The 21,701-nt window shown below is 71.1% G+C and carries 22 protein-coding genes and 1 pseudogene; 13 read left to right on the forward strand and 10 right to left on the reverse strand.

The annotated features are described in order from the left end of the window. Nucleotides 1–7: 7 nt before the first annotated feature. Both ACFPIJ_RS47725 and ACFPIJ_RS47730 read left to right on the forward strand, forming a co-directional pair. On the forward strand, nucleotides 8–568 hold the full coding sequence (locus ACFPIJ_RS47725; protein WP_380126203.1) for a DUF4240 domain-containing protein: 561 nt from the start codon (nucleotides 8–10) through the stop codon (nucleotides 566–568). A gap of 153 nt (nucleotides 569–721) precedes the next feature. Then, nucleotides 722–1,449, forward strand: a pseudogene (locus tag ACFPIJ_RS47730) (IS5 family transposase); the annotation flags it as partial. A 299-nt stretch (nucleotides 1,450–1,748) separates the two neighbouring features. Here the strand turns inward: ACFPIJ_RS47730 and ACFPIJ_RS47735 are convergent. Then, entirely contained in the window at nucleotides 1,749–2,141 is a 393-nt protein-coding gene (locus ACFPIJ_RS47735) for a hypothetical protein (RefSeq protein WP_380126143.1), read from the reverse strand. A 132-nt stretch (nucleotides 2,142–2,273) separates the two neighbouring features. Then, nucleotides 2,274–3,014 carry a hypothetical protein gene (locus ACFPIJ_RS47740; RefSeq protein ID WP_380126144.1) on the reverse strand — a complete coding sequence of 247 codons (741 nt, stop codon included), beginning with the start codon at nucleotides 3,012–3,014 and terminating at the stop codon, nucleotides 2,274–2,276. A 210-nt stretch (nucleotides 3,015–3,224) separates the two neighbouring features. Here ACFPIJ_RS47740 and ACFPIJ_RS47745 point away from each other — a divergent pair, with 210 nt between their 5' ends. Continuing rightward, nucleotides 3,225–4,115, forward strand: coding sequence for a phosphotransferase enzyme family protein (locus ACFPIJ_RS47745; protein ID WP_380126145.1), 891 nt, complete (start codon nucleotides 3,225–3,227; stop codon nucleotides 4,113–4,115). A 42-nt stretch (nucleotides 4,116–4,157) separates the two neighbouring features. Here the strand turns inward: ACFPIJ_RS47745 and ACFPIJ_RS47750 are convergent, their stop codons facing one another. Continuing rightward, entirely contained in the window at nucleotides 4,158–6,899 is a 2,742-nt protein-coding gene (locus tag ACFPIJ_RS47750) for a cellulose binding domain-containing protein (RefSeq protein WP_380126146.1), read from the reverse strand. Nucleotides 6,900–7,012: 113 nt separating this feature from the next. Between ACFPIJ_RS47750 and ACFPIJ_RS47755 the strand changes: the two genes are divergently transcribed. Together ACFPIJ_RS47755 and ACFPIJ_RS47760 are read left to right on the forward strand one after the other, a co-directional pair. Beyond that, nucleotides 7,013–8,077, forward strand: coding sequence for a hypothetical protein (locus ACFPIJ_RS47755; RefSeq protein WP_380126147.1), 1,065 nt, complete (start codon nucleotides 7,013–7,015; stop codon nucleotides 8,075–8,077). A 111-nt stretch (nucleotides 8,078–8,188) separates the two neighbouring features. Next, nucleotides 8,189–9,751, forward strand: coding sequence for a DHA2 family efflux MFS transporter permease subunit (locus ACFPIJ_RS47760; protein WP_380126148.1), 1,563 nt, complete (start codon nucleotides 8,189–8,191; stop codon nucleotides 9,749–9,751). Nucleotides 9,752–9,804: 53 nt separating this feature from the next. On the opposite strand, the gene ACFPIJ_RS47765 is transcribed toward ACFPIJ_RS47760, so the two are convergent. Continuing rightward, nucleotides 9,805–10,635 carry an alpha/beta fold hydrolase gene (locus tag ACFPIJ_RS47765; RefSeq protein WP_380126149.1) on the reverse strand — a complete coding sequence of 277 codons (831 nt, stop codon included), beginning with the start codon at nucleotides 10,633–10,635 and terminating at the stop codon, nucleotides 9,805–9,807. 123 nt (nucleotides 10,636–10,758) lie between these two features. On the opposite strand from ACFPIJ_RS47765, the gene ACFPIJ_RS47770 reads away from it, so the two are divergent. Genes ACFPIJ_RS47770 through ACFPIJ_RS47780 form a run of 3 tightly spaced genes read left to right on the forward strand, consistent with a single transcriptional unit; the run spans nucleotide 10,759 to nucleotide 12,442 of the window. Continuing rightward, nucleotides 10,759–11,289, forward strand: a complete 531-nt coding sequence (locus tag ACFPIJ_RS47770) for a GNAT family N-acetyltransferase (protein ID WP_380126150.1) — start codon at nucleotides 10,759–10,761, stop codon at nucleotides 11,287–11,289. Nucleotides 11,290–11,312: 23 nt separating this feature from the next. Further along, nucleotides 11,313–11,642, forward strand: coding sequence for a PadR family transcriptional regulator (locus ACFPIJ_RS47775; RefSeq protein WP_380126151.1), 330 nt, complete (start codon nucleotides 11,313–11,315; stop codon nucleotides 11,640–11,642). Then, complete coding sequence (locus ACFPIJ_RS47780; RefSeq protein WP_380126152.1) at nucleotides 11,636–12,442, forward strand: hypothetical protein; 807 nt, start codon at nucleotides 11,636–11,638, stop codon at nucleotides 12,440–12,442. Before ACFPIJ_RS47775 ends, ACFPIJ_RS47780 begins: the two co-directional genes overlap by 7 nt. 39 nt (nucleotides 12,443–12,481) lie before the next feature. Here the strand turns inward: ACFPIJ_RS47780 and ACFPIJ_RS47785 are convergent, their stop codons facing one another. Continuing rightward, nucleotides 12,482–13,711 (reverse strand): benzoate/H(+) symporter BenE family transporter, encoded by a 1,230-nt coding sequence (locus ACFPIJ_RS47785; protein ID WP_380126153.1) that lies wholly within the window; start codon nucleotides 13,709–13,711, stop codon nucleotides 12,482–12,484. A 48-nt stretch (nucleotides 13,712–13,759) separates the two neighbouring features. On the opposite strand from ACFPIJ_RS47785, the gene ACFPIJ_RS47790 reads away from it, so the two are divergent. Further along, nucleotides 13,760–14,284 (forward strand): helix-turn-helix domain-containing protein, encoded by a 525-nt coding sequence (locus tag ACFPIJ_RS47790; protein ID WP_380126154.1) that lies wholly within the window; start codon nucleotides 13,760–13,762, stop codon nucleotides 14,282–14,284. Nucleotides 14,285–14,292: 8 nt separating this feature from the next. Here ACFPIJ_RS47790 and ACFPIJ_RS47795 read toward each other — a convergent pair whose 3' ends face one another. Continuing rightward, on the reverse strand, nucleotides 14,293–14,487 hold the full coding sequence (locus tag ACFPIJ_RS47795; protein WP_203851828.1) for a hypothetical protein: 195 nt from the start codon (nucleotides 14,485–14,487) through the stop codon (nucleotides 14,293–14,295). 58 nt (nucleotides 14,488–14,545) lie between these two features. On the opposite strand from ACFPIJ_RS47795, the gene ACFPIJ_RS47800 reads away from it, so the two are divergent. Continuing rightward, nucleotides 14,546–15,031, forward strand: a complete 486-nt coding sequence (locus ACFPIJ_RS47800) for a GNAT family N-acetyltransferase (RefSeq protein ID WP_380126155.1) — start codon at nucleotides 14,546–14,548, stop codon at nucleotides 15,029–15,031. Here ACFPIJ_RS47800 and ACFPIJ_RS47805 read toward each other — a convergent pair. Then, nucleotides 15,003–16,364: a cytochrome P450 gene (locus tag ACFPIJ_RS47805; RefSeq protein WP_380126156.1), complete on the reverse strand. Its 1,362-nt coding sequence runs from the start codon at nucleotides 16,362–16,364 to the stop codon at nucleotides 15,003–15,005. The two genes, ACFPIJ_RS47800 and ACFPIJ_RS47805, sit on opposite strands and share 29 nt — an antisense overlap. 49 nt (nucleotides 16,365–16,413) lie before the next feature. Then, nucleotides 16,414–17,013 (reverse strand): maleylpyruvate isomerase family mycothiol-dependent enzyme, encoded by a 600-nt coding sequence (locus ACFPIJ_RS47810; RefSeq protein ID WP_380126157.1) that lies wholly within the window; start codon nucleotides 17,011–17,013, stop codon nucleotides 16,414–16,416. 90 nt (nucleotides 17,014–17,103) lie between these two features. On the opposite strand from ACFPIJ_RS47810, the gene ACFPIJ_RS47815 reads away from it, so the two are divergent. The 3 genes from ACFPIJ_RS47815 to ACFPIJ_RS47825 are packed head-to-tail and all read left to right on the forward strand — an operon-like array spanning nucleotide 17,104 to nucleotide 19,580. After that, nucleotides 17,104–17,427, forward strand: coding sequence for a hypothetical protein (locus tag ACFPIJ_RS47815; protein WP_380126158.1), 324 nt, complete (start codon nucleotides 17,104–17,106; stop codon nucleotides 17,425–17,427). Between the two features lie 30 nt (nucleotides 17,428–17,457). Further along, nucleotides 17,458–17,820 carry a DUF1304 domain-containing protein gene (locus ACFPIJ_RS47820; protein WP_380126159.1) on the forward strand — a complete coding sequence of 121 codons (363 nt, stop codon included), beginning with the start codon at nucleotides 17,458–17,460 and terminating at the stop codon, nucleotides 17,818–17,820. 29 nt (nucleotides 17,821–17,849) lie between these two features. After that, nucleotides 17,850–19,580, forward strand: a complete 1,731-nt coding sequence (locus ACFPIJ_RS47825) for an ABC transporter substrate-binding protein (protein WP_380126160.1) — start codon at nucleotides 17,850–17,852, stop codon at nucleotides 19,578–19,580. On the opposite strand, the gene ACFPIJ_RS47830 is transcribed toward ACFPIJ_RS47825, so the two are convergent. Next, nucleotides 19,558–20,166, reverse strand: a complete 609-nt coding sequence (locus ACFPIJ_RS47830; protein WP_380126161.1) for a GNAT family N-acetyltransferase — start codon at nucleotides 20,164–20,166, stop codon at nucleotides 19,558–19,560. The two genes, ACFPIJ_RS47825 and ACFPIJ_RS47830, sit on opposite strands and share 23 nt — an antisense overlap. After that, a complete protein-coding gene (locus ACFPIJ_RS47835; protein WP_380126162.1) occupies nucleotides 20,163–21,698 on the reverse strand; it encodes an APC family permease in 1,536 nt (511 codons plus the stop codon). Before ACFPIJ_RS47835 ends, ACFPIJ_RS47830 begins: the two co-directional genes overlap by 4 nt. Nucleotides 21,699–21,701 lie beyond the last annotated feature (3 nt).

Genomic DNA, 21,701 nt, shown 5'->3' on the forward strand with positions numbered 1-21,701 from the left:
TGTGGAGATGACTGCGTGGTGGGACCTGATCGAGTCGGCGCGCTCGGCCTGTGGTGAGCGCGCCGGCGATCGTGACCCGGCGGACGACCCGCTGCCGGACGCGGTCCTGGACCTGGTCGCGGCCCTGCCCCCGGAGGAGATCATCGGGTTCGCCCGGCACTTCTCCACCGTCTTCGACACCGCCTACCTGTCACCGTTATGGGCGGCCGCCTATCTCATCGAGGGCGGCTGCGGCGACGACGGCTTCATGGACTTCCGCTCCGGGCTGATGCTGCAGGGGCGGGCCGCGTTCGAGAACGCCGTCGCCGATCCGGACTCGCTCGCGGACCTGCCGGTGGTGCGCCGCATGGCCACCACCGGCAAGGGCTGGCTCGGCTGCGAGGAGATGCTGTATCTGCCCAGGCACGCATATGTGCGCCGCACCGGTTCCGGAGACGCCTACGACGCGGCGTTCGACGGCCCGACGGAGCGCCCGGCTCCCGCCCGCGGCGACCGCTGGGACGTCGAGGACGACTCGGAGATGCACAGGCGGCTGCCCCGGTTGGCGGCGCTGTTCCTGACGTCGTGACGCCGCGCGGTTGTCATGTCCGTTGCGGGCGTGGGTGCTAGGCACTGTCTCGAAGTCGCGGCGTGTTGGTGATCGATAAACAGCGAGGTCTCCGGTAAGGGGTTCAACGACCAAGAAGCACGTGATTACCGGAGACCTCGTGCCCACATAGCGGTGACGAGGCGGTTCGACCTGACCGACGCACAGTGGACGGTGCTGCAACCCCTGCTGCCTGCGGGCATTCGGCCAGGTCGACCGTCGGTATGGACCAGGCGGCAGCTCGTCGACGGCATCCGCTGGCGGGGTAAGGGTAGACGCGCCCTGGCGCGACGTCCCCGCCTGCTACGGGTCCTGGCAGGCGGCGTACGCACTGTTCCGCAGATGGCAGCGCGCCGGGACCTGGCAACACATCGTCACCGCCTTGCAGACCCGGGCCGACGCGGCCGGGCTTATCACCTGGGACGTCGGCATCGACTCGACCAGCGCCCGAGCGCACCAGCACGCAGCCGGCGCCCGCAGGCGAAGCGACCGGCAGACAGTGCCGCCCGGTCCCGAGCCGGCCGATCACGCGCGGGGCCGCTCGCGTGGCGGGCTGACCACGAAGATCCACCTGGCCTGCGAACAGGGCCAGAAGCCGTTGTCGATCGTGTTGACCGCCGGCCACCGGGGTGACAGTCCCCAGTTCGCCGCGGTGCTGGCCGGCATCCGCGTGCCCCGCCTCGGACCCGGGCAGACCCCGTGTCCGGCCCGATCTGGTCATCGCCGACCGCGCCTGCACCTCACGTGCCAACCGGGCGCTGCTGCGACACCGCGGGATCAAGGCCTGCATCCCGAGTAAGGCCGACCAGGAGGCCCACCGGCGCGCCAGAGGCTCCAAAGGTGGCCGCCCACCGACATTCGACCCACTACGCGCCGCGCCGGCGGTGAGCGAAGATCGCTACGGCCACAGCACGCTCTGGATCTCGCGCCTCAGCCGCACGTCGTCGCAGACCACAAGGCTGTACTGAATCCTGTCAGCTTCGACTGCAACCATGACCGCAGCCGGACCGCCGAATCGGTGCACTGCATCGCACCATTGGTTGCCAGCCCAACGAAAGGTAGTAGGTCTCGGCTCCAGCCGCGCTTGCAGCCAAGAGAGCGCATTCGGCGGCAACCGCAGGTAGTGCCTGGACTCAAAGTTCGCTCTCCACAGTTTCGTGTCTCACGCGTTGGCATGTGTGAAGGCGGTGAACTGCTGAGTGTAGGTCGAACGGCTCTCACCTGTGGTGTCATCGCGCTCCAGCACCAGCACGGGCGGGTCATCATGGTCGTCTACAGACACCACGAAGGAACAGCAGCCCTGACTGTCGCGGTCAACGACCAGCAGACGCGAGCCCGGTCCCTCCTCGCTGAGCATTTCGAGTTGGTCGTACCTCGGCGGAAGATCGACGGACGGCCCCCGGGCCCAGTCTCGCCAGTCACCAACGACCCATTCTCTGACTGCGGCCGGCATGGTGAATCCCCAACGCGCCTCGAAGGTGGCTGCTTGCGCCTCAGCGGCCGGGTCGACCTGAACCGGCACGTCTAGCAGGTCGTACGCGCGAGCGTTCCACATGGCGGGCACAGTACCGGCCCACGCGTCACCGTTCTGCCCGCACAACCCGCCTGCCGTACACCCCCGCTCCGCGACGCACCAGCTCAAAGAGCTAGGACTTCGAGACAGCCGCTAGGGGGACAGCAAGCGGCGTCATCGATCCAAGGCGCTGGGACCGGCCGGGTCACCGACCGGGTCCGGGTCACCGACGGGGTCCGGGGGGCCGAGCAGCTCGGTCAGGCGCTGGTGCTCCTCGGCGGTGCCGATCGCGGCCCGGTGCGTGGGGTCGGCCCAGTAGTGGTCGACCACCCGGGTCAGGAACCGGGCATCGATCCAGCGCAGGGACCGCGGGTCGGCGACGAGCTCGGAGGCGGCCTGGTCCCACGGTTGCGTGATCTCGGTGTCCCAGACCTCGCGCACGGTGAGCCCTTCGGGGGTCAGCGTCACCGTCCGGCGCCGCACCCGCCAGGCGATGACGGTGGCCGCCAGCGCCAGCAGCACCCCGGTGACGCCTGGCACCCGGAGACTGTCGCCCGGCGCGACGATCCGCCAGCTGAGCATGATCACCGGCACCATTCCCCAGGCCGCCACTGCCGCCTCAACGCTGATGACCCGCAGCCACAGCGCCGGCGGCGCGACGAACCGACCGGGCCGGACGACGAACGCCCACGGCGGCGGCCCCATGCGCGCGGCTGCCAGCGCCGGGACGCACAGCGCCAACATGAGCAACCCGTAGGGCACCGCGCCCAGCGGGAGGTCCAGCCACCACACGAGGTCGCCGTTGTGCGCGCGCGGTTCCAGCCAGAGCTGCCGGAGCGCGAACCCCAGGTCCGCGGCCACGGCACCGGCCACGGCCGCGACCCAGATCGACCAGTTTCCCTGGGTGCGCCGCATGTCGCCGAGTGTAGAGCCGCGGATCGCGGCTGTGGGGGCATCGAGTGGTGCCACACCGCTTTGGGATCAAACCCGTCGCAAGATCGCCGTCCGAAGCCTGATACCACCCGGTCTACACATTGACCCCGGCCACTTCCCCATGATCCGGTAGGGTTTGTGCAGCTATAGGTACACAAACCCTACCGGATCATGAGAAGCGTAGGCACAACGATGCGATGGACGCGCTCACTGGCGGCACCTGAAGCAATCGCCGCCCTCGTCGCAGCGCGCTGCGGCATCGCCGTCACCGCCTGCGAGCTGGTCCGTTCGCTGACGAACGACGTGTACCGGGTCGAGGCCACCGACGGCCGGGCCCATGCATGCAAGGTGTACGCCACCGGAAGCCGGCACGTCGCGTGGGAGCAGGACCTCGCGGCGCACCTCGCCGCGGCCGGGGTCACCGCCGCCGCGCCGGTGCCACTGGACGACGGCACACTCGTCGGCACCGTCGACGCGCCCGAGGGAACGCGGCCGTTCACGGTCACGGTGTGGGCGGCGGGTGAGAAGCCGAGGCCGCCGTGGAGCGGTGCGCTCTTCCACCGGTACGGCACCGCCCTCGCCCGGTTCCATCTGGCCGTGGACGGGTTCGCCGGCGCCCATCCGGCCAGGGTCGACGAGCCTCTGGCCACATTGGACGCAGCGCTGCCCGCGGTCGTCGATCCGATGGTCGGCGCGATGGCGGCGGCCGCGCGGGAGCGCCTCGCGCAGGTCGCGAACCCCGACCGAGGGGTGCGGCACGGGGACGCCAGCCTCGACAACGTCCACCTCATGCCGGACGGCGGAATCCAGTGGCACGACTTCGACCTCGCCGCCGTCGGGTGGCGGGCCGCGGACCTGACCGGGCCGTACGGCGGGGCGCACTGGCCGGCGTTCCTCGAGGGGTACCGGACGCTGCGCCCCGTCGACCCGGATGCCGTCGTCGCGCTGCGGGTCGTGGAGCTGGTGCGCAACATCGCCTGGCACCTGACGGCCAAGGTGGCCCTGCGCGGTTCCGAATCGGTCGGTGAGGGGTGGGTCGAGCGGGAGCTGGCCAGCCTGCGCGATCTGCGGGAAGTGCTGTAGGCGGCGGCAGCCCCGCCGCCGCCCACAGCACTCAGCCCGCTCCTACCCGACGGCGCAGCTCGTGCCGTTGAGGGTGAAGGCGGTCGGGTTGGTGTTGGTGGTGTTGTTCCAGGAGGCGATGAAGCCGAAGTCGACGCTGCCGCCGTTGGCCCCGATCACCTTCGTGTAGTCGGCGTTGGTGACGGTGACACCTCCGCCGGTCTGGCTGTTGACGCCGCCCCAGATCTGGCTGATGGTCTGGCCGTTGGCGTACGTCCACTTGAGGTTCCACCCGTTCACCGCGGTGGCCGACCGGTTGGTGATCTTCACCGCTCCCTGGAAGGCGCCGCCCCACTGGCCGGTGACCGAGTAGCCAACCGTGCAGGCCGCCGAGGAAGACGGCGAGGAAGACGGCGAGGCCGACGGCGAGGCCGACGATGAAGCAGACCGTGAGGGCGAGGCCGACGCCGAGGCCGAACGCGACGGTGATGCGGAGAACGACGTCGGCGGGGCGCCGGTGCGGTCGCCGTAGATGATGCCGCGGCCGTTGGTGCCGAGGTACACCCGGCCGTAGATACGCGGGTCACCCGTGATCGTGTCGCCGATGTTGCCGTACTGGTGCTGGTCGTCGTTGATGCGCAGCCAGGACGCGGCGCTGTCGTCGGAGCGGTACACGCCCTTCTTCCCGTCGACCTGCGCCACGGCGAAGACCGCGACGTTCGAGCGGCCGGGCGCGCCCTTGCCGAAGCCCACGGCGTTCGCTGCCTGTACCGACGCCACCTTTGTGAAGGAAACGCCACCGTCGGTCGATCGGAAGAGCCCGGAGGTGCCCCCCGCGAGCCAGATCTCTCCGGCGACGCCGGGGACGGCCTTGAAGGTGGCGGTCGCCGGCAGGCCGGTCGCGCCCGCGGCGAAGGTGGCGCCGCCGTTGGTGCTGCGGTAGAAGGTGCCGCCGGAGAAGCCGTAGAAGTTGCTTGAAAGCACCCGGTCGGACTCGACGACCGCGTTCTGCGGCAGGCCTGAGGCGGCGGTCCAGGTGTTGCCGAAGCCGACGGAGTACACGGGCGCGCTGTTCTTCGGCGCCCAGACGAACCTGGAGCCGTCCGCGGCGGCGGCGATCGTGCCGCCCTCGTTGATGCCGCCGGGTTCGCTGCCCTGGAACCAGTTCGCGCCGCCGTCGGTGGAGAACGCGGCGTGGCTGTCGTTGGGGCGGTCACTGTCGGCGAAGTTGCCGGCGCGGGCCATGACACTCGGGTTGAGCTCGGCGTAGTCGAGGCTGGTGGTGCTGGTGAAGTACGGCGACTGGAACATCATGGCGGGCACGGCGTCGAGGTTGGTGTGCCGGAAGCCGCCGATGTCGCCGAGGCCGGAGATGAGCGGGGCGCCCGACGGCGGGCTGATGAGGTCCAGCACCGCGGTCTCCTCCAGGCCCGCGGCCATCGGTTTGATCGTGATCTGGCCGCCGGTGTCCCAGGTGGTGAGGTCGGTGCTGCCGTAGATCGTCGCGCCGGTGCCGTACATGAACCGGTTGGAGTTGAACGGGTCGATCTCCAGGGACTCGGTCATCCAGCCGAGCTTCGGGGAGACCTCCGGCGGCTGCGGGTTGGCGCCCAGCGACAGCCACGGCGAGCGGCTGACGTCCATCTTGTAGCGGAAGCTGCGGTTCGGATAGCTGGTGAAGTCCCAGATCCGGGTCCAGGTCGCGCCGGCGTCGGTGCTGCGGAAGAAGATGACGTCCGGCCACCAGGAGATCTGGGTGGCGACCATGATGGTGTTCGGGTGCTGGCGGTCGATGGTGAGGCCGCTGTAGCCGAAGTAGTCGTCCGAGCTGCTGGACGGGACCGGGCTGATCTGGGTCCAGACGCCGGTGGCGGTGTTGTACTTCCAGACGTCGCCCTTCGCCCCGTCGTACGGTCCGCCGGTGTCGCTGGTCGCGACGTACAGGTTGCCGCCGGCGGTGTCCAGGACGCCCTTGTGCGACAGGTACCCGGTCGGCTGGCCGGCGACGCGCTCCCAGCTGGTGCCGCCGTTGGTGGTGCGGTAGACGGTGTTCTGCTTGTCGGCGACGCCGACGTAGATGGTCTGCGTGGTGTTCCCGAGCGTGCCGGTGCGCTTGTCGAACGTCACCCAGGTGACACCCTGGTTGTCGGTGAGGTAGCCGTTGACGTCGTTCGGGTCCTGCGCGTAGTTGCCCGGGTTCGGGAAGGCGGTGACCTTCGACCAGGTGACGCCGGAGTCGGTGCTGCGCCACAACCCGTTGCCGCTCGGGGCGCCCAGGTACAGGATCGAGTTCTTGTTCGGGTCGATCGCGAGCCGCTCCCCCATGCCGCGGCCGGGCATGTTGCCGCCGAGCTTGAACGGCAGCTGGGTGCTCTGCCAGGTGGCACCCTTGTCGGAGGAGCGCAGGATCGCGCCGTTGTTCGGGTCCCAGCTGTTGGTGTACATGCCGGCGGCCACATACACCTTGTTCGGGTCGACCTCGTCGGTGGCGAGGCTGACGACGCCGTTGTAGCCCCAGTTGTCCTGGCCGACCCAGTCCAGCAGCGGGATCCAGCGGTTCGTGGACGGGTCCAGGCGATACGCGCCGCCGATGTCCGTGCGCGCGTAGACCAGGTTCTGCTGCTTCTGGTTGAAGATGATGCCCGGCACGAAGCCGCCGCCCTCGATCTGCACGTTCTTGAGGGCGTACGGGTCCGCGGCCGCGGCCTGCGCGGGGCTGGTGGCGGTCTGCACGGCGACGCCGACGGCGACGACCGTCACCGCCCCCGCCAGCCCGGCAATGAGCCCTCTCAGCTTGGTTCGCATGGGCCGCATGGTGTGAGCGCTCACTGTCCCGGGTCAACGAACGGACAGTCCCGGTCCAGGTCACGGCCCCGGCAACCGTGAAACTCTCATGGCCTCACGTAGGGTTGTGCCCCGTGAGACGGGCCCGACCGCTGATCGCTCTCGCCGCCGCGCTCGTCGTCGGCGGCTGGCTGCTGTTCTCCCCCACGTCCCGGGATGTCCCGCCGACCGTCGCGCCGTCCGGCGCCGGCACCGTGACGGCGACCCTGACGCCCGGGGTCGTGCCCGCCCGGCTGGCCGACGGCGCGATCTACACCCCGCTGCTGTACCTGGACACCGGCACCTCCGTCGGCACCGCGTCGTCGCCGGACGGCACCGCGGAGCGGCTCCTGCTGCGGGGCGCCGGCGCACCGCGTGAGCTGCGCAGCGTGCCGAAGGACCGGTTCCCGCAGTGGCTGGGCCTCACCGCCGCCGACGGCGTCCTGTACTGGGCGGAGTCCTCGGCGACCGCCGCCGGGCCGTACGAGACGCGGCTGTGGCGCGCACCGGTCGCCCCGGCCGCGGGCCCGCCGGTCGCGCTGACCGCCGACACGGGCGGGATCGTGTTCTTCGAGTCCCAGTACGACCTCGTCGTCGCCGAGGACCGGCTGCACTGGGTCGCCGCGCCCCCCGACGACACCCCCAAAACCGAGGTGCGCTCGATCGCGCTCACCGGCGGCGCGGTTGCCAAGGACGTCATCGACGGCCGGTACCGATGGAGCGCCTGGCCCTGGCTCCTCAGCGTCGACCCGGGCGCGGCGACGCTGCTGAACCGGGCCGACGGGCAGCGGCGGCCCGTGCCGGCGACCGCGGCGGAAACGCTGCTGTGCAGCCCGGAATGGTGCCGGGCCATCGCGGAGACCGCGAGCGGGCGTAATCTGGTCGACGTCATGCACGCCGACGGCAGCGACCGGCGGCGCCTGCCGGGTGACGTCAACGCCATCGGCGTCGACGTCGGCCTGCTGGACCGTTTCGAGTTGCTGACGGGCGTGGAGGGCGAGTCGCTGCGGCTGCTCGCGTATGACCTGCCGACCGGCCGGACGATCGTCCTCGCGGGTGATGTCGGCGTGGTCACGACCCGCGGCGGCCTGGTCTGGTGGTCCACCGGCAACCCGGAACCGACCGATTGGCACGTGCTGGATCTGCACCAGTTGGCGTAGCCCTAACCCCTGTCATCGGCCGTAATCGAACGTGTGCTCGAATTGTAACCGGCCTGCGTAGGCTGGTTCCCGGCTTCGAAATGGCCGGTGAGCTCGATCAGGAGGGTTTCAGTGACGAATCCAACGGCCGCGGCGTCGAATAAGATCGATGCCGCGGTGCTGAAGATCGCGGGGGTCGTGGTCCTCGGCGCGATCATGTCGATTCTCGACATCACTGTCGTCAGCGTGGCGCTGCCGACGTTCCAGACCGAGTTCAAGACGGATTACGCCACGGTCGCCTGGACGATGACCGGTTACACCCTGGCGCTCGCCACCGTCATCCCGCTCACCGGGTGGGCCGCGGACCGGTTCGGCACCAAGCGGCTCTACATGGTGGCGCTCGCCCTCTTCACCATCGGCTCCGGCCTGTGTGCCACCGCCGACTCCATCGGCCAGCTCATCGGCTGGCGGGTCGTGCAGGGTCTCGGCGGCGGCATGCTCATGCCGCTGGGCATGACGATGATGACCCGGGCCGCCGGCCCGGAGCGCATCGGCCGGCTCATGGCGATCCTCGGCATCCCGATGCTGCTCGGCCCGATCACCGGCCCGATCCTCGGCGGCTGGCTCATCGACGAGTACTCCTGGCACTGGATCTTCCTGATCAACCTGCCGATCGGCGCGATCGCGCTGGTCTACGCGGCGATGGCACTGCCGAAGGACGACCCGAAGCCGTCGGAGTCCTTCGACTTCCTCGGCATGCTCATGCTGTCGCCCGGCCTGGCGCTGTTCCTGTTCGGCGTGTCGTCGCTGCCCGGCGAGGGCACGTTCAGCGCGACCAAGGTCTGGCTGCCGATGCTCATCGGCGGGCTGCTGGTCATCGGCTTCGTGTTCTACTCGTTCGTGCCGAAGCACCCGCTGCTGGACCTGCGGCTGTTCCGCAACCGCAAGCTGACGATCGCGACGATCACGCTGTTCGTGTTCATCATCGCGTTCATGGGCGCGGGCCTGCTGTTCCCGAGCTACTTCCTGCAGGTCGGCGGCGAGTCCACGCTGCACGCCGGGCTGCTGATGGCCCCCCAGGGCATCGGCGCGATGCTGACCATGCCGATCGCCGGCATGCTCGCCGACAAGGTGCCGGTCGGCCGGACGGTGCCGTTCGCGATGGCGCTCATCGCCGTCGGCTTCTTCACCTTCACGCAGGTCACCGCCGACACGTCGTACTGGGTGCTGTGCGGCTCGCTGTTCGTCATGGGCCTCGGCATGGGCGGCACGATGATGCCGATCATGACGTCGGCGCTGAAGACGCTCAGCCACGCCGAGGTCGCCCGCGGCTCCACGCTGGTCAACATCCTCCAGCAGATCGGTGGCTCCGTCGGCGCCGCCGTCATGTCGGTGATCCTGACCAGCAACCTCAACGAGTCGGACCTGGTGCCGGGCTCCAACCCGCCGGTCACCGAGGCCGGCCTGGCCATCGCGGCGCAGCACTCCGACCAGATCAAGGCGCAGGTCCCGCCGGCGCTCTTCGAGAAGGGCCTGGCGTTCGTGGCGGACTCGTTCGCCGCGACGTTCTGGGTCGGTTTCGCGCTGGTCCTGGTGACGTTCATCCCGATCGCGTTCCTGCCGCGCAAGAAGGAGGCGACGCCGCTCGGCGACGACGCCGCCGCCGGCGCCGCGACCCCGGTGATCGTGCACTGATTTCGGACGCGAAAAGGCCGCTCCCGGTGTCGGGGGCGGCCTTTTTCGCTGGTTCAGGCGGCCTTCAACGACCCCGCGAAGAAGTCGGCGAACGGCCGCACGAAGGCCGCGCGGGCGATGTTGGCCGCGTTGTGCGACGACTTCGGGATGAGCAGGGCACGGCCGCGCTGGGCCACGTCCGCGATCGCCTGGCAGTTCTCCATGAAGTACCGCGGGCTGCGGGATCCTGCGGTCAGCAGCATCTCGGCGGTGATGCCGGCGTAGTCACCGGCCGGCCCGCCGTGCTCGTGGATGCGGCGGACCTCGGGCGGGATCGTCGGCATCAGGTCCACGAACCGGCGCCCGATCGGGGTGCGCAGGAACAACCGGGTGACGCCCAGCGCCAGCCCGAACGGCAGCTTCGCGCCGATGTCGTCGGGATACGTCGTGCGGGCCATCACGGTCATCGCGCGGGCGTGGTCACCGGCGGCGACGAGCCGTTCGAACTCGTCGACGAACTCCAGTTCGCGGCGGCCCTCGATCCTGAGCGCCGGGTCGTAGACGGCGATGCGCTCCAACGGCAGGCCGCTCAGCCCGGCCCGCAGCGCCACGAACCCGCCGCCGCTGTGCCCGAACACGCTGCGCGCGCCGGTGTGCTCCAGGACCACGCCGAGGTCGGCGAGGTCCGTCTCGGTGGTCTCGGTGCCGGTCAGCGGCGCCGTGTCCGGCCGGCCGCGCCGGTTGTACAGGTGCACCGTGAACCGGTCCGAGAGCGCGGCCGCGAGCCGCTGGTAGTCCCGCACCGCGGCACCACCGCCGTGCAGGATCACGATCCCCGGCCCGGCACCGGTCGAGTACACCGGAATGTTCGCGCCGTCCCCGGACGTGACCTTGTCGACCCGCATCTGACCCTCCCTCGTTAATGCGAACGCCGTTTGCAGTTTATGGTGCCGCCAGCGGCTTTGACAATCCGGGGGGCTTTGACAATCCGGCTGCGCCGATCGGTCGATGACGATTAACCTGCTGCGGTGACGACCGGGCAGCTGGTGCGACTGCGGCCGATCGAGCCGACCGAGTGGGAAACACTGTGGCGATGGAACAACGACCGTGACGTGATGCGCTGGATGTTCGACGGCTACCGCCAGACCCTCGCCCGCTACATCGCCCGTGGCGAGGAGCGGGGCCCGAACACCTATGGCGACGTGCTGTTCGGCATCCAGACCCTGGTCGAGCCCCGGCTGGTCGGACTGGTCCGGCTCAGCGGCACCAACCCCGAGATCGGGCGGGCCGAGCTGGACATCTACCTCGGCGAGAAGGACAGCTGGGGGCATGGGTACGCCACCGAGGCCACCCGCCTGATGTGCCGCTACGGCTTCGAGGAGATGCGCCTGCACTCGGTCTACCTGTGGGTGGTGACCGAGAACGTCGCGGCCCGCCGGGTCTACGACAAGGTCGGCTTCCGCGAGGACGGACGCCACCGCGAGTGCTTCCGCCGCGACGGACAGTGGTACGACATGTACCTGATGAGCCTCCTCGCCAGTGACCCTATGCAGAACTAGGAATAGCTATATAGAGTACGGGCATGGGTGCGCTGCGCATGACGACGCCGCGGCTGCTCGTGCTCAGGGTGTTGCTGGCCGACCCCGGACGCGAGCGCTACGGCCTCGACCTCGCCACGGAAGCCGGGCTCGAACCCGGCACGATCTATCCGATCCTCGTCGCGTTCGAGGGCGCCGGCTGGCTGTCCAGCCGCGAGGAGGAGATCGACGTGCACGCCGCCGGCCGTCCCCGGCGGCGCTACTACCTGCTGACCGCCGAGGGCGCCACCGCGGCCCGGTCCGCCCTGGCCCGCCGCCGCGCCGCCGCGCCGGCACCTGCGCCGGGCACGGACACGGGGCGGCTCGCATGGTGACCGGGGCCGCCCCGGCCGCCCTCGCCGGCGGGGTGCGGCTCGTCCTCGCGGCACTCACGCTGCTGCTGCCCCGCGGCCTCCGCGACCGGCAGCGGGCCGAGTGGACCGCCGACCTCATGATCATGACCACCGGCCGCCGGCGGTATCTCTTCGGCGCCGCGCGCACCCTCCCCGCGCTGCGCGCCGCCGCCCGGCGGGCCGGCCTCTCCCGCGGTCCGACGGCCGTGGCCCACACCTCGGACGCGCTGCGGATGCCGGCCCAGGTCCTGCTCCTCGGCCTCGGCTGGCCCGTGCTGTCCTGGGTGCTGCTCGTGCCGCTGTCCTACGTCCTGTTCGACATCCCTGGCCGCATCGCCAGCAGCGGCGGCCCGGTCGACCCGAAGGGCCTCTGGCCCGACGGCGGCGTGCTGTTCTGGGTGCTGTTGCCCGTGATGCTGACCCTGTGGTTCGGCACCTACGTGGCCCTCGCCGGCGGCTGGTTGCTCGCCGCGACGATCGGCCTCGCGGGCGCCGTCGTCGGGTTCGCCGGCCGCCGGATCTGGTTCGCGGTTGCGGGCCTGGGACTCGCGGCGGGCGCGCTGCTGGCGGTCACGGTCACCGGCCTCCCGATGTTCAACGCCGACCCGGGGTATGGCGCCGCCCTGCTCGGCACGATCGCGGTCGGGCTCGGCCTGTTCGGGCGCAGCCTCGGCCGGTGGCGGCGTAGCCGGCTCGTGGTTGTCGGGCTCGCCGCGGTCGCGGTGCTGGTCGCGCACCACACCGCGCTCGGCGCCGAGATGCACGCGTGGTTCCTGGACTGATTCCGGCCCGTCCACGAACGGCTCGCCCCAGATCCGACGTTATGCCGAAGCGCTCTTCACGGGGGTTCCGGACGCTGCCACAGGATCGGGCCCGGCCGGAGCAGGCGGCGGGGCCGCACGGCGGCGGTGCAGCAGCAGGGCGGTCAGCCCACCCGCCACCAGCCCCCAGAACGCGGACCCGATGTTCAGGATCGTCATCCCCGAGGCCGTCACCACGAAGGTCACCACCGCCGCCTCGCGCCCCGACGGCTCGGTGACCGCACTCGCCAGCGACGCACCCAGCGCCGACAGCAGTGCCAGCCCAGCGACCGCGACGACGAGGACCGGCGGGGAGAGCAGCACGAGCGCCATCGCCAGCCCCGCACCCAGGCCGAGGGTGAGCTGACTGACGCCGAGCGCCGCCGTCGCCACCCACCGCCGGCCCGGATCGGGGTGGGTGTCGGGGCCGGCGGTGAGCGCGGCGGTGATCGCCGCCAGGTTCAGGGCGTGACCGCCGAAGGGCGCCGCGAGGGCGCTCGCCACGCCGGTGCTGACCAGGACGCCGCGCAGGGGCGGGGTGTAGCCGTAGGTGGCCATGACGGCCATGCCGGGGACGTTCTGCGCGGCCATGGTGACGAGGAAGAGCGGCACGGCGATGCTGACCAGCGCCGGCAGGTTGAACGTCGGCACCGTGAACACGGCGGCCGGCGCCACGGAGACGCCGGTGAGGTGCACGCCCCGGACCAGGATCGCCACGACGGCGGCGAGCAGGGCGCCGGGGACGGCCCACTGCCGGGCGAAGCGGGTGAGCAGCGCCCAGGTGAGGACCACCGGGACGGCGAGCTCGGGCACGTCGACGACCGCCTGGACCGGAGCGGTGCACAGGCTGAGGATGACGCCGGCGAGCATGGCGCCGGCGATGGGGCGGGGGATCGCGGCGATCGCCCGGGCGAGCCACGGCGACAGGCCGGCGACGACGATGAGCGCGGCGGAGACGAGGAACGCGCCGACGGCGGCGGGCCAGCCGCCGTGCACGTGGCCGGTGGCGACCAGCAGCGCCGCGCCCGGGGTCGACCAGGCGATGCTGATCGGCATCCGGTGCCGCACGGCGAGGAACACGGCCGTCGCGCAGATACCGGCGCACAGCGCGAGCAGTCCGGAGGCGGCCTGCGCCGGGGTGGCGCCGACGGCGCGGAGGCCGGCGAGCACGACGGTGAACGAGCTCGCGTAGCCGACGACCGCACTGACGAGCCCGGCCAGAATCGGCTGGGCCGTGTCGAACCGTCGCATCAGACCCTCCAGAGACCGTTCCGTTTACGGAACAGTCACCATAGCCAGGTGGAGGAGCGCGGGACAAGTCTTGGTGACCGGCTGCGGGAGTTGCGGGTCGCGCGCGGGATGTCGCTGTCGGAGCTGGCGCGGGCGGCCGGGATCGGCAAGGCCACGCTGTCGGGGCTCGAGCACGGCACCAGGAACCCGACGCTCGAGACGTTGTACGCCGTGGCGGGTGCGCTGGGGGTACCGCTGACCGCGCTGGTGCGGGAGCAGGACGGCGAACCGGTGCGCGGGGCGGCGGTCACCGCGACGCTGCTGGAGGTGTTCGACGAGCCCGGGGTGACGTTCGAGCTGCTGCGCATGCGGGTGCGGCCGGGCGTGGTGCAGCACTCACCGCAGCACGCGCCCGGCGTGACCGAGCACGTCACGGTGTCGGAGGGGGTCCTGCGGGCCGGCCCGACCGACGCGCCGCTGATCGCCGGACCGGGTGAGCACATCGCGTGGGCGGCCGACGTGCCGCACGTCTACGGCACCGTCGGCCCGGACGAGGTGGTGGCCACCCTGCTGATCCGGACGCCCCGGACCTAGCTGAGGCGCTAGTCGACCGTGGTCTCCTCGGTGTCCTCGTCCTCCTCGTGACTGTGCCCGGTGAGGCCGTCCACCACCGCGTCGATGGGCTGCCCGATGTAGTCGAAGTCCGGCACCGCGATCCGCTCCGCCTCGTCGCGGATGGTGTCGGTGTCCACGGTGTCGTCGACCCGCGGCACGCCGTTGTTGTCGATGTTGGCCATACAGCACAGGTTTCCGGGCGGGGTCGCGGTCAAACCCGTTCTGTGGCACGGTCACTCGATGAAGAGCCGGATGGAGATCCGCCGCGCGCGCCGGGCCGACGTCGAGTCGCTGATCGCGATCCATCAGCACGCCCGCCGCACGTACTACGGCGACCTGGCGACCCGCGATGACACGGAGGACCTGCGCGAGGCGTACACGGTCAGCGTCGACGCCCCGGATCGCACCGTGCTGTGCGTCGACGGCGACGCGCAGGTCGCGGGGTTCCTGTCGATGAAGGACGACCGGCTCGTCGGCCTGTACGTGGACCCGGCGCACTGGCAGCACGGCATCGGTGGCGCGCTGCACGACGCCGGGGTCGACGTCTGGAGGGCCGCCGGGGTCACCGAGGGCCGGCTGGAGGTGTGGGACGGCAACCAGCGGGCCAAGGCGTTCTACCTGCGCCGCGGCTGGGAACCGGATGGCGGGCGCCGACCGGGCCCCCTCGACCGCGACTTCATCGACCTGGGACTGCAGGTCAGCGGTCCCGAATCCAGACCCGCGTGACGGAGCCGGTCAGGACCGTCCACTTCGGACCGCCGGGGCGGACGGGGACGGGGCGGCGCGGGCCCGCGGTGACGCCGTTGACCATGCCGTAGTCGACCCGGGGGCCGACCAGTCCGGGCAGTCCGCGCTCCAGCAGCAGCGCCAGCGTCGTGCGGACCTGCAGGTCGGCGAACTCCGCGCCGAGGCAGCGGCGGGGGCCGAGGCCGAACGGGATGAACTCGTACTGCTTCGGCCCCGGCTCCCCCGCCGTCCAGCGTTGCGGGCGGAACACCTGCGGCTGCGGGTACACGGCCGGGTTGCGGTGCTCCAGCAGCGGCGACAGGAACAGCAGCGCCCCCTTCGGCACCGGCGGCGAGCCCGCGACCTCCACCGTCGCGGTCACCCGCCGGGGCAGGGTGATCGGCACCGCCGGCAGCAGGCGCTGCGATTCCTTCACCACGGCATCGACGTCCACAGTGGACGGATCGACCGGAGCAGCGTCGGGATCGGGGCTGCCGAGCAGCGTGATGAGGGCGAGGCTCATCGTCATCGCGGTCGTCTCGAACCCGGCGGCGAAGAACCCGTGCAGCTCCCCCGCGATCTCCTCGGTGGTGAGCTGGTCACCGTCCTCGTCGACGGCGTGGCACAGGATCGACAGCGCGTCGGGGCGCGGCTCGCCGGCCCGACGCTGCGCGATCAGGGCGGCGAGCTGGTCGTAGGCGCCGGCGACCCGGCGCAGCCACCGCCCGTACGGCGACCACCGCAGGTCCCGCTTGAACAGCAGCACCCGCGGGTCGGAGGCCTCGGCGGCGAGGGTGACGATCTGGTCGGCGAACGCGCTGAGCCCGTCGGCGTCGTCCAGGCCGAGCAGGCACCGCATCAGGTTGGCCTTGGAGATGCGCAGGCACTCCCGGGTCAGGTCGAACGGCGCACCATCGGCACCGGCGAACCGGGACCGCTCGAACGTGTCGGCGAACACCGCCCGGTAGTGGGTCATCGCGGTGCGGTGCACGGCCGGCATCAGCAGCTTCCGGCGGCGGGTGTGCTCGGCGCCGTTGGCGGTGATGACCGCGTCGAACATGCCCGACCACGTCCGGCCGGGCGGCAGGTCGAAGAACCCTTCGGCGCGCTGGAACGTGGCGGTGTCGGTGAACACCTGCTTCACGGCCTCGCGGCCGCGGACCACGACGATGGATCCGTTGCCGGCGGTGACGGGCACGACGGGCTGCTCGAACCGGCCGACCCGGCCGAGCAGGAACCGGGCCGAGTCGCGGATCAGCTTGAAGTTGTTGACGACCGGCACTCCCGAAGGGCCGGGCGCGTCGATGCGCAGCGCGGTGTCGAAGAGTTCCACAGATATCCACGATGGACGAAGTCAGCCGCCGTCACCATCCGGCGAATGGTCAAGGACGCTGCGTGAACCTGGCCGCCGCGTCGCCCGACAGGTGGCCGGCGGGCAACGGCCGCCCGCAGACGACGAGCAGCAGGTCCTGGGCGAGGCCGCGCAGCGGGGCGCCGCTCCCCCGGCTCCAGTCCACGTCGGTGGCCTGGAGCTGCACGCCGGTGAGGTCGACGCCGAAGTACGCGACGTTGCGCGGCCGCATCGCGTCCAGCACGAGCAGGAGCCGGTCGGTGGGCACCCGCCGGTCGAGGCCGAGCGCGACGGTGCTGTCCAGTCCGTGGATGACCTCGTGCGACAGCGCGCCGACGGCCCCGCCGCCGGGCGGCGACCACGGGTGCGCGACGTTGTCCCGCAACGCGCGCACCAGAGCCGCGGGCGGCATCCGGGCGGCGTCGCGGCGGGCGACCCGGTCCGCCATCCGGTTGAACCGCCCGCCGGAGCGCAGCATCTCCCACATGAACTCGGCGGTGCCCATCCGGAACGGCATCGTGGTGTGCGCGAGCACCTCCCGCACCCGCCATCCGCCGCACAGCGACGGCGCGTCCCACTGCTCCGGGGTCAGCCCGGCGAAGACCTCGGCGAGCTCCCTGCGTTCAGCCATGATGTGTGACCTCATGCAACTGATACGACCGACGCACGCAGAACTCATCGGTGCGCAACGGCTGGCGCGGGCCGGATACACTCGCCAACCATGACGACCTTGACCCGCCGCCTCGCCACGGTCGCCGCCGCCCTGGTCATCGGGCTGGGCGCACTGACGGCCTGCAGCTCCGACAACGTGACGTGCTCGACCAACGCGTGCACCGTCACCTTCGACCGCGGGGTGGATGCCGAGTCCAGCGTGCTCGGCGTCGACGTGAAGTTCGTCAGCGTCGACAACGGCGTGGTGAAGCTGGAGGTCGGCGGCACCACGGTGAGCGTCCCCGTCGACGGCTCCACCCAGGCGCAGGGCTTCGACATCACCGTGCAGAGCGTGACCGACTCGCAGGTCGTCGTGCGGATCCAGACCAGCTGACCGCCTGATACCACCCGGTAGGGTGTCGGCGTGAATATCGTCGCCCTGGTCCTCGTCGGGCTCGTCGCCGTGCTGCACGCGTATTTCCTGGTGCTGGAGATGTTCCTGTGGACCGCGCCGCGGACCCGGGCGGCGTTCGGCACGACCGCCGAGTTCGCCGGGGCCAGCAAGGCCCTCGCCGCCAACCAGGGCCTCTACAACGGCTTCCTGGCCGCCGGCCTGGTCTACGGCATGGTCGCCGGCGACCCGGTGGGCTTCGCGATACGCGTGTTCTTCCTGGTGTGCGTGATCGTCGCCGGCCTGTACGGCGCCGCCACCGCCAGCCGCCGGATCCTGCTGGTCCAGGCGCTCCCGGGCGCTCTCGCTCTCGCCGCGGTCCTGATCGCGCACTAAGGCAACCGCGGAGCGTTACGCTCCGTCAAGTGAAGATCACTCACAGTCTGCTGGTCCTGTGCCTGACTCTCGCCGTCGGTGCGTGCGCCAAGAGGGACGAGCCGGGCGGCGAGGGCACCACCACCGGCGGGTTCAACGCCGGGCTCACCGGGGTGGTCAACCCGTCGTCGGCGACCGGCGGGACGTTGCAGCTCGCCAGCGCGCACGACGTCGACTCGTGGGACCCGACCCGGTCGTACCTGACGGCGGCGTACAACCTGCAGCGGCTCTACGTGCGCACGCTGCTCACCCCGGACGCGAAGCCCGGCGCCGACGGGCTGAAGCTCGTCCCGGACCTCGCCGCGGCGGCGCCCACCATCTCCGCCGACGGGCTGACGTACACGTTCACGCTGCGCGACGGGGTCCGGTTCGAGGACGGCTCGCCGGTCGCCTCGAAGGACGTGCGGCACGGCATCGAGCGGCTCTTCGCGCAGGAGGACCTCGGCGGCGGGCCGACGTACCTCATCGACCAGCTCGACCAGGGGCAGCACTACCCCGGCCCGTACGCGGACAAGACGGGGCTGAAGAGCATCTCGACGCCGGACGACAAGACGATCGCGTTCCGGCTGGCCGAGCCGTTCGCGGACTTCCCCTACCTGCTGGCGATGGGGGTCGCCGCGCCGGTGCCGGCGGCCAGGGACACCGGGGCGCAGTACGGCGACAAGCCGGTCTCCTCGGGCCCGTACCGGTTCGAGACGATCGACCCCGGCAAGGAGGTCGTGCTCGTCCGCAACGCGGAGTGGGACCGGGCCACCGACACGGTGCGCCGGGCGCTGCCGGACCGCATCGAGCTGACCATCGGCACCGCCCCCGACGAGATCGACGCGCAGCTGCTGGACGGGGATCTGGACGCCGACGCCGAGCAGGCCGGGGTGCAGGCCGCCACCCAGCCGAAGGTCCTGCTCGACGCGGCGCTCAAGGCCCGCACCGACGAGCCGACGACGGGGTTCGTGCAGTACGCGGCGATGAGCACGGCCGTGCCCCCGTTCGACAACGTGCACTGCCGGCGGGCCGTGCAGTACGCGGTGGACAAGACCGCGGTGCAGACCGCCCGCGGTGGCCCGGACGCGGGCGGCGACATCGCCGGCGCGATGCTGCCGCCGGGCATCCCGGGGCACGACGCGTCGCTCGACCCGTTCCAGACGAAGAGCGGAAAGCCGCAGCCGGCCAAGGCCAAGGAGGAACTGACCGCGTGCGGCAAGCCGGACGGGTTCGAGACCGTGATCGCGGCCACCGACAGCCCCAAGGCCGGCAAGACCGCCGAGGCGATCCAGGCGGCCCTGGCGACCGTCGGCATCAAGGCCCGCATCGAGGCGTCGGACCCGTCGCTCTACGCCCGTTCGGTCGTCGGCTCCCCGTCGAACGTGCACGCGAAGGGGTACGGGCTGATCCTGGGTGCCTGGGCGGCGGACTTCCCGACCGGCTACGGCTTCTTCCCGACCCTGGTCGACGGCCGCCTCATCCTGCCCAGCGGCAACAACAACTACGCCGAGCTGTCCGACACCGCGATCAACGCCCTGCTCGACCGGGCCCGTGCCACCACGGACCCGGTTGCCGCCGCGAAGCTGTGGTCCCAGGTCGACGCCGCGGTCATGGACTCCGCGACGATGCTGCCGTTGACCTACGACAAGGTCCTCAACTACCGCAACCCGAGACTCACCAACGTATTCGTCAACCAGTACTACGGGATGTGGGACGTCACTGCGCTCGGGGTGGCCTGAGCATGGCGTAGAGGGGTGGACCGTCGCCGATGGGGACCTCGTTGGTGTCCACGTAGCCGTGCCGGCCGTACAGGGCCGCGTTGCGCCGCCCGGTCGCCTCCAGGTACGCCGGCAGCCCGTCGCCGTCGGTGACCCGGTGGTGCTCCCGCAGCAGCCGGCTGCCCAGGCCCTGGTTCTGCGCGGCCGGGGCCACGCCGAGGAACGCCAGGTAGTCGTGGGTCAGCCCGTCCGGGTGCGCGGCGAGCATGTCCACGTCCAGCTGCACGAACCGGTCGGTCGCGGCGCCGCACGCCTCGGCCAGCCGCCGGTCGTAGTCGGCGATCTCCGGCTCGAACTTCCCGTCGAGGCGCACCCACGCCGCCGCGGCCGAACCGTCCGCGGCCAGGTACACCGTGCCGTGCTCGACGAACCACGGCGTGACGAGGTTGAAGTAGCGCCGGTACACCTCGGGCCGCTCGGCGTCGTCCGGCACCAGCCAGTGGGCGATGTCGGTGTCGTCGAGCGCGGCGGCGAGCACGGCCGCCACCGCTGGGGCGTCGCCCGCCCCGGCGCGTCGCAGCGCCGGGGCGGTGGAGGTCGGCGTCATCGGGCCCGGTGCGCCGCGGCGGCGTCGTCGGGCTGGGCCGGCAGAAGCGCCGCGTTGACGCCCTGGCCGATGCCGCGGTACGTGGTCGGGTTGGCCGTGCGCAGGACCGCCGCCCACGCCGCGCCGATCAGGGCCACGACGAGGAACAGGCCGGGGAACAGGTAGCGGGCCAGGTCGTCGGGCTTGACGCCGAGCAGCGTCTCGAACTCCAGGATGGTCACGACCAGGACCGCGGCGAGCAGCACCGCGCCGATCGCCGGGGCGATGAACCGCCGCCACGGCGACACCTCGGCGATCTCGCCCTCGCGGTTGCGCAGGAAGTACACCAGCACCGCCACCGACGTCACGGTCATCAGGATCAGCACGCCGAAGCCCCCGGTCACGGTCCACCAGAAGAACAGGTGGACGAACGGGTCCAGGCCCTTGGTGGCCGCGAACACGGCGAGGACGACGGCGGCCAGGATCGACTGCGTGATCGAACCCCACAGCGGGGCCCGGAACCGCCGGCCGGTGGCGCCGAAGAAGCTGAACAGGACCCGCTCCCGGCCCAGCGCGAACGTGTACCGGGCGGCGGTGTTGTGGAACGCGAGCAGCGCGGCGAACAGGCTGGTCACGAACAGCACGTGGCCCAGGGTCAGCCAGATCTCCGCGAGGTGCGGGCTGACCAGCACGAACATCGTCTCGCTGGAGTTCTCCGTGGACAGCCCGATGATCTTGTCCGGCCCGGCGGCGACCGACATCGCCCACGAGCAGAATGCGTACAGCAGGCCGATGATGATCAGCGACAGGTAGGTGGCGCGGGGGATGTTCCGCTTCGCGTTGCGGGTCTCCTCGCTGTAGACGGCGGTGGACTCGAAGCCCACGAACCCGGCCACGGCCGTGGCGAGCGCCGCCCCTGTGCCGGCGCTGAACAGCTGTGACGGGTTGACCGTGTCGAACGTGACGTTGCCGCCGGCCGGGTGCGCGAGCTCCACGACCGAGAAGATCAGCGCGATGATGACCTCGGCGCCGAGCAGCACACCGAGCACGATGCCGCTGAACTCGATGCTCAGCACGCCCAGGACCGCGATCACGGCCCACGCGATGAACGCGCAGACCCACCAGTCCAACTTGATGTTCCACTGGGTCTCGAGCAGGCCGCTGAGCACCGGGCCGAAGCCCCCGTACAGGCCGATCTGCATGAAGTTGTACGCGAGCACCGCGACACCGGCGGCGCCGAGGCCGGTGATGCGGCCCAGCCCCTGCGCGACATAGGCGTAGAACGCGCCGGAGTTCACGATGTGCCGGGACATCTCCGTGTAGCCGACGCTGAAGACGCCCAGCACGACGGCCATGGCGACGTACGCGACGGGAATGCCGAGCACGCCGGTGACGGCCCAGCCCGCGGTCGCGCCGCCGGCGATGACGGTGAACGGCGCGGCCGCCGCGATCACCATCAGAATGACGGTGAGGACCGTCAATTTGTTCTGGTCCAGCGCCGAATCGATCTTGCTGGTGTAGCCGCCTGTCGGCGGCGCGGTGGTGACAGGCATGGA

This window comes from Dactylosporangium cerinum, from assembly GCF_042653625.1.
Classification (GTDB): domain Bacteria; phylum Actinomycetota; class Actinomycetes; order Mycobacteriales; family Micromonosporaceae; genus Dactylosporangium; species Dactylosporangium cerinum.

What these genes read in the sequence shown, in the direction of transcription:
- ACFPIJ_RS47725 (WP_380126203.1), top strand. Translation starts at nt 8, where the DNA reads ATGACTGCGTGGTGGGACCTGATCGAGTCGGCGCGCTCGGCCTGTGGT.
- ACFPIJ_RS47735 (WP_380126143.1), bottom strand. Translation starts at nt 2,141, where the DNA reads ATGTGGAACGCTCGCGCGTACGACCTGCTAGACGTGCCGGTTCAGGTC.
- ACFPIJ_RS47740 (WP_380126144.1), bottom strand. Translation starts at nt 3,014, where the DNA reads ATGCGGCGCACCCAGGGAAACTGGTCGATCTGGGTCGCGGCCGTGGCC.
- ACFPIJ_RS47745 (WP_380126145.1), top strand. Translation starts at nt 3,225, where the DNA reads ATGCGATGGACGCGCTCACTGGCGGCACCTGAAGCAATCGCCGCCCTC.
- ACFPIJ_RS47750 (WP_380126146.1), bottom strand. Translation starts at nt 6,899, where the DNA reads ATGCGAACCAAGCTGAGAGGGCTCATTGCCGGGCTGGCGGGGGCGGTG.
- ACFPIJ_RS47765 (WP_380126149.1), bottom strand. Translation starts at nt 10,635, where the DNA reads ATGCGGGTCGACAAGGTCACGTCCGGGGACGGCGCGAACATTCCGGTG.
- ACFPIJ_RS47775 (WP_380126151.1), top strand. Translation starts at nt 11,313, where the DNA reads ATGGGTGCGCTGCGCATGACGACGCCGCGGCTGCTCGTGCTCAGGGTG.
- ACFPIJ_RS47780 (WP_380126152.1), top strand. Translation starts at nt 11,636, where the DNA reads ATGGTGACCGGGGCCGCCCCGGCCGCCCTCGCCGGCGGGGTGCGGCTC.
- ACFPIJ_RS47785 (WP_380126153.1), bottom strand. Translation starts at nt 13,711, where the DNA reads ATGCGACGGTTCGACACGGCCCAGCCGATTCTGGCCGGGCTCGTCAGT.
- ACFPIJ_RS47795 (WP_203851828.1), bottom strand. Translation starts at nt 14,487, where the DNA reads ATGGCCAACATCGACAACAACGGCGTGCCGCGGGTCGACGACACCGTG.
- ACFPIJ_RS47800 (WP_380126155.1), top strand. Translation starts at nt 14,546, where the DNA reads ATGAAGAGCCGGATGGAGATCCGCCGCGCGCGCCGGGCCGACGTCGAG.
- ACFPIJ_RS47810 (WP_380126157.1), bottom strand. Translation starts at nt 17,013, where the DNA reads ATGGCTGAACGCAGGGAGCTCGCCGAGGTCTTCGCCGGGCTGACCCCG.
- ACFPIJ_RS47815 (WP_380126158.1), top strand. Translation starts at nt 17,104, where the DNA reads ATGACGACCTTGACCCGCCGCCTCGCCACGGTCGCCGCCGCCCTGGTC.
- ACFPIJ_RS47830 (WP_380126161.1), bottom strand. Translation starts at nt 20,166, where the DNA reads ATGACGCCGACCTCCACCGCCCCGGCGCTGCGACGCGCCGGGGCGGGC.
- ACFPIJ_RS47835 (WP_380126162.1), bottom strand. Translation starts at nt 21,698, where the DNA reads ATGCCTGTCACCACCGCGCCGCCGACAGGCGGCTACACCAGCAAGATC.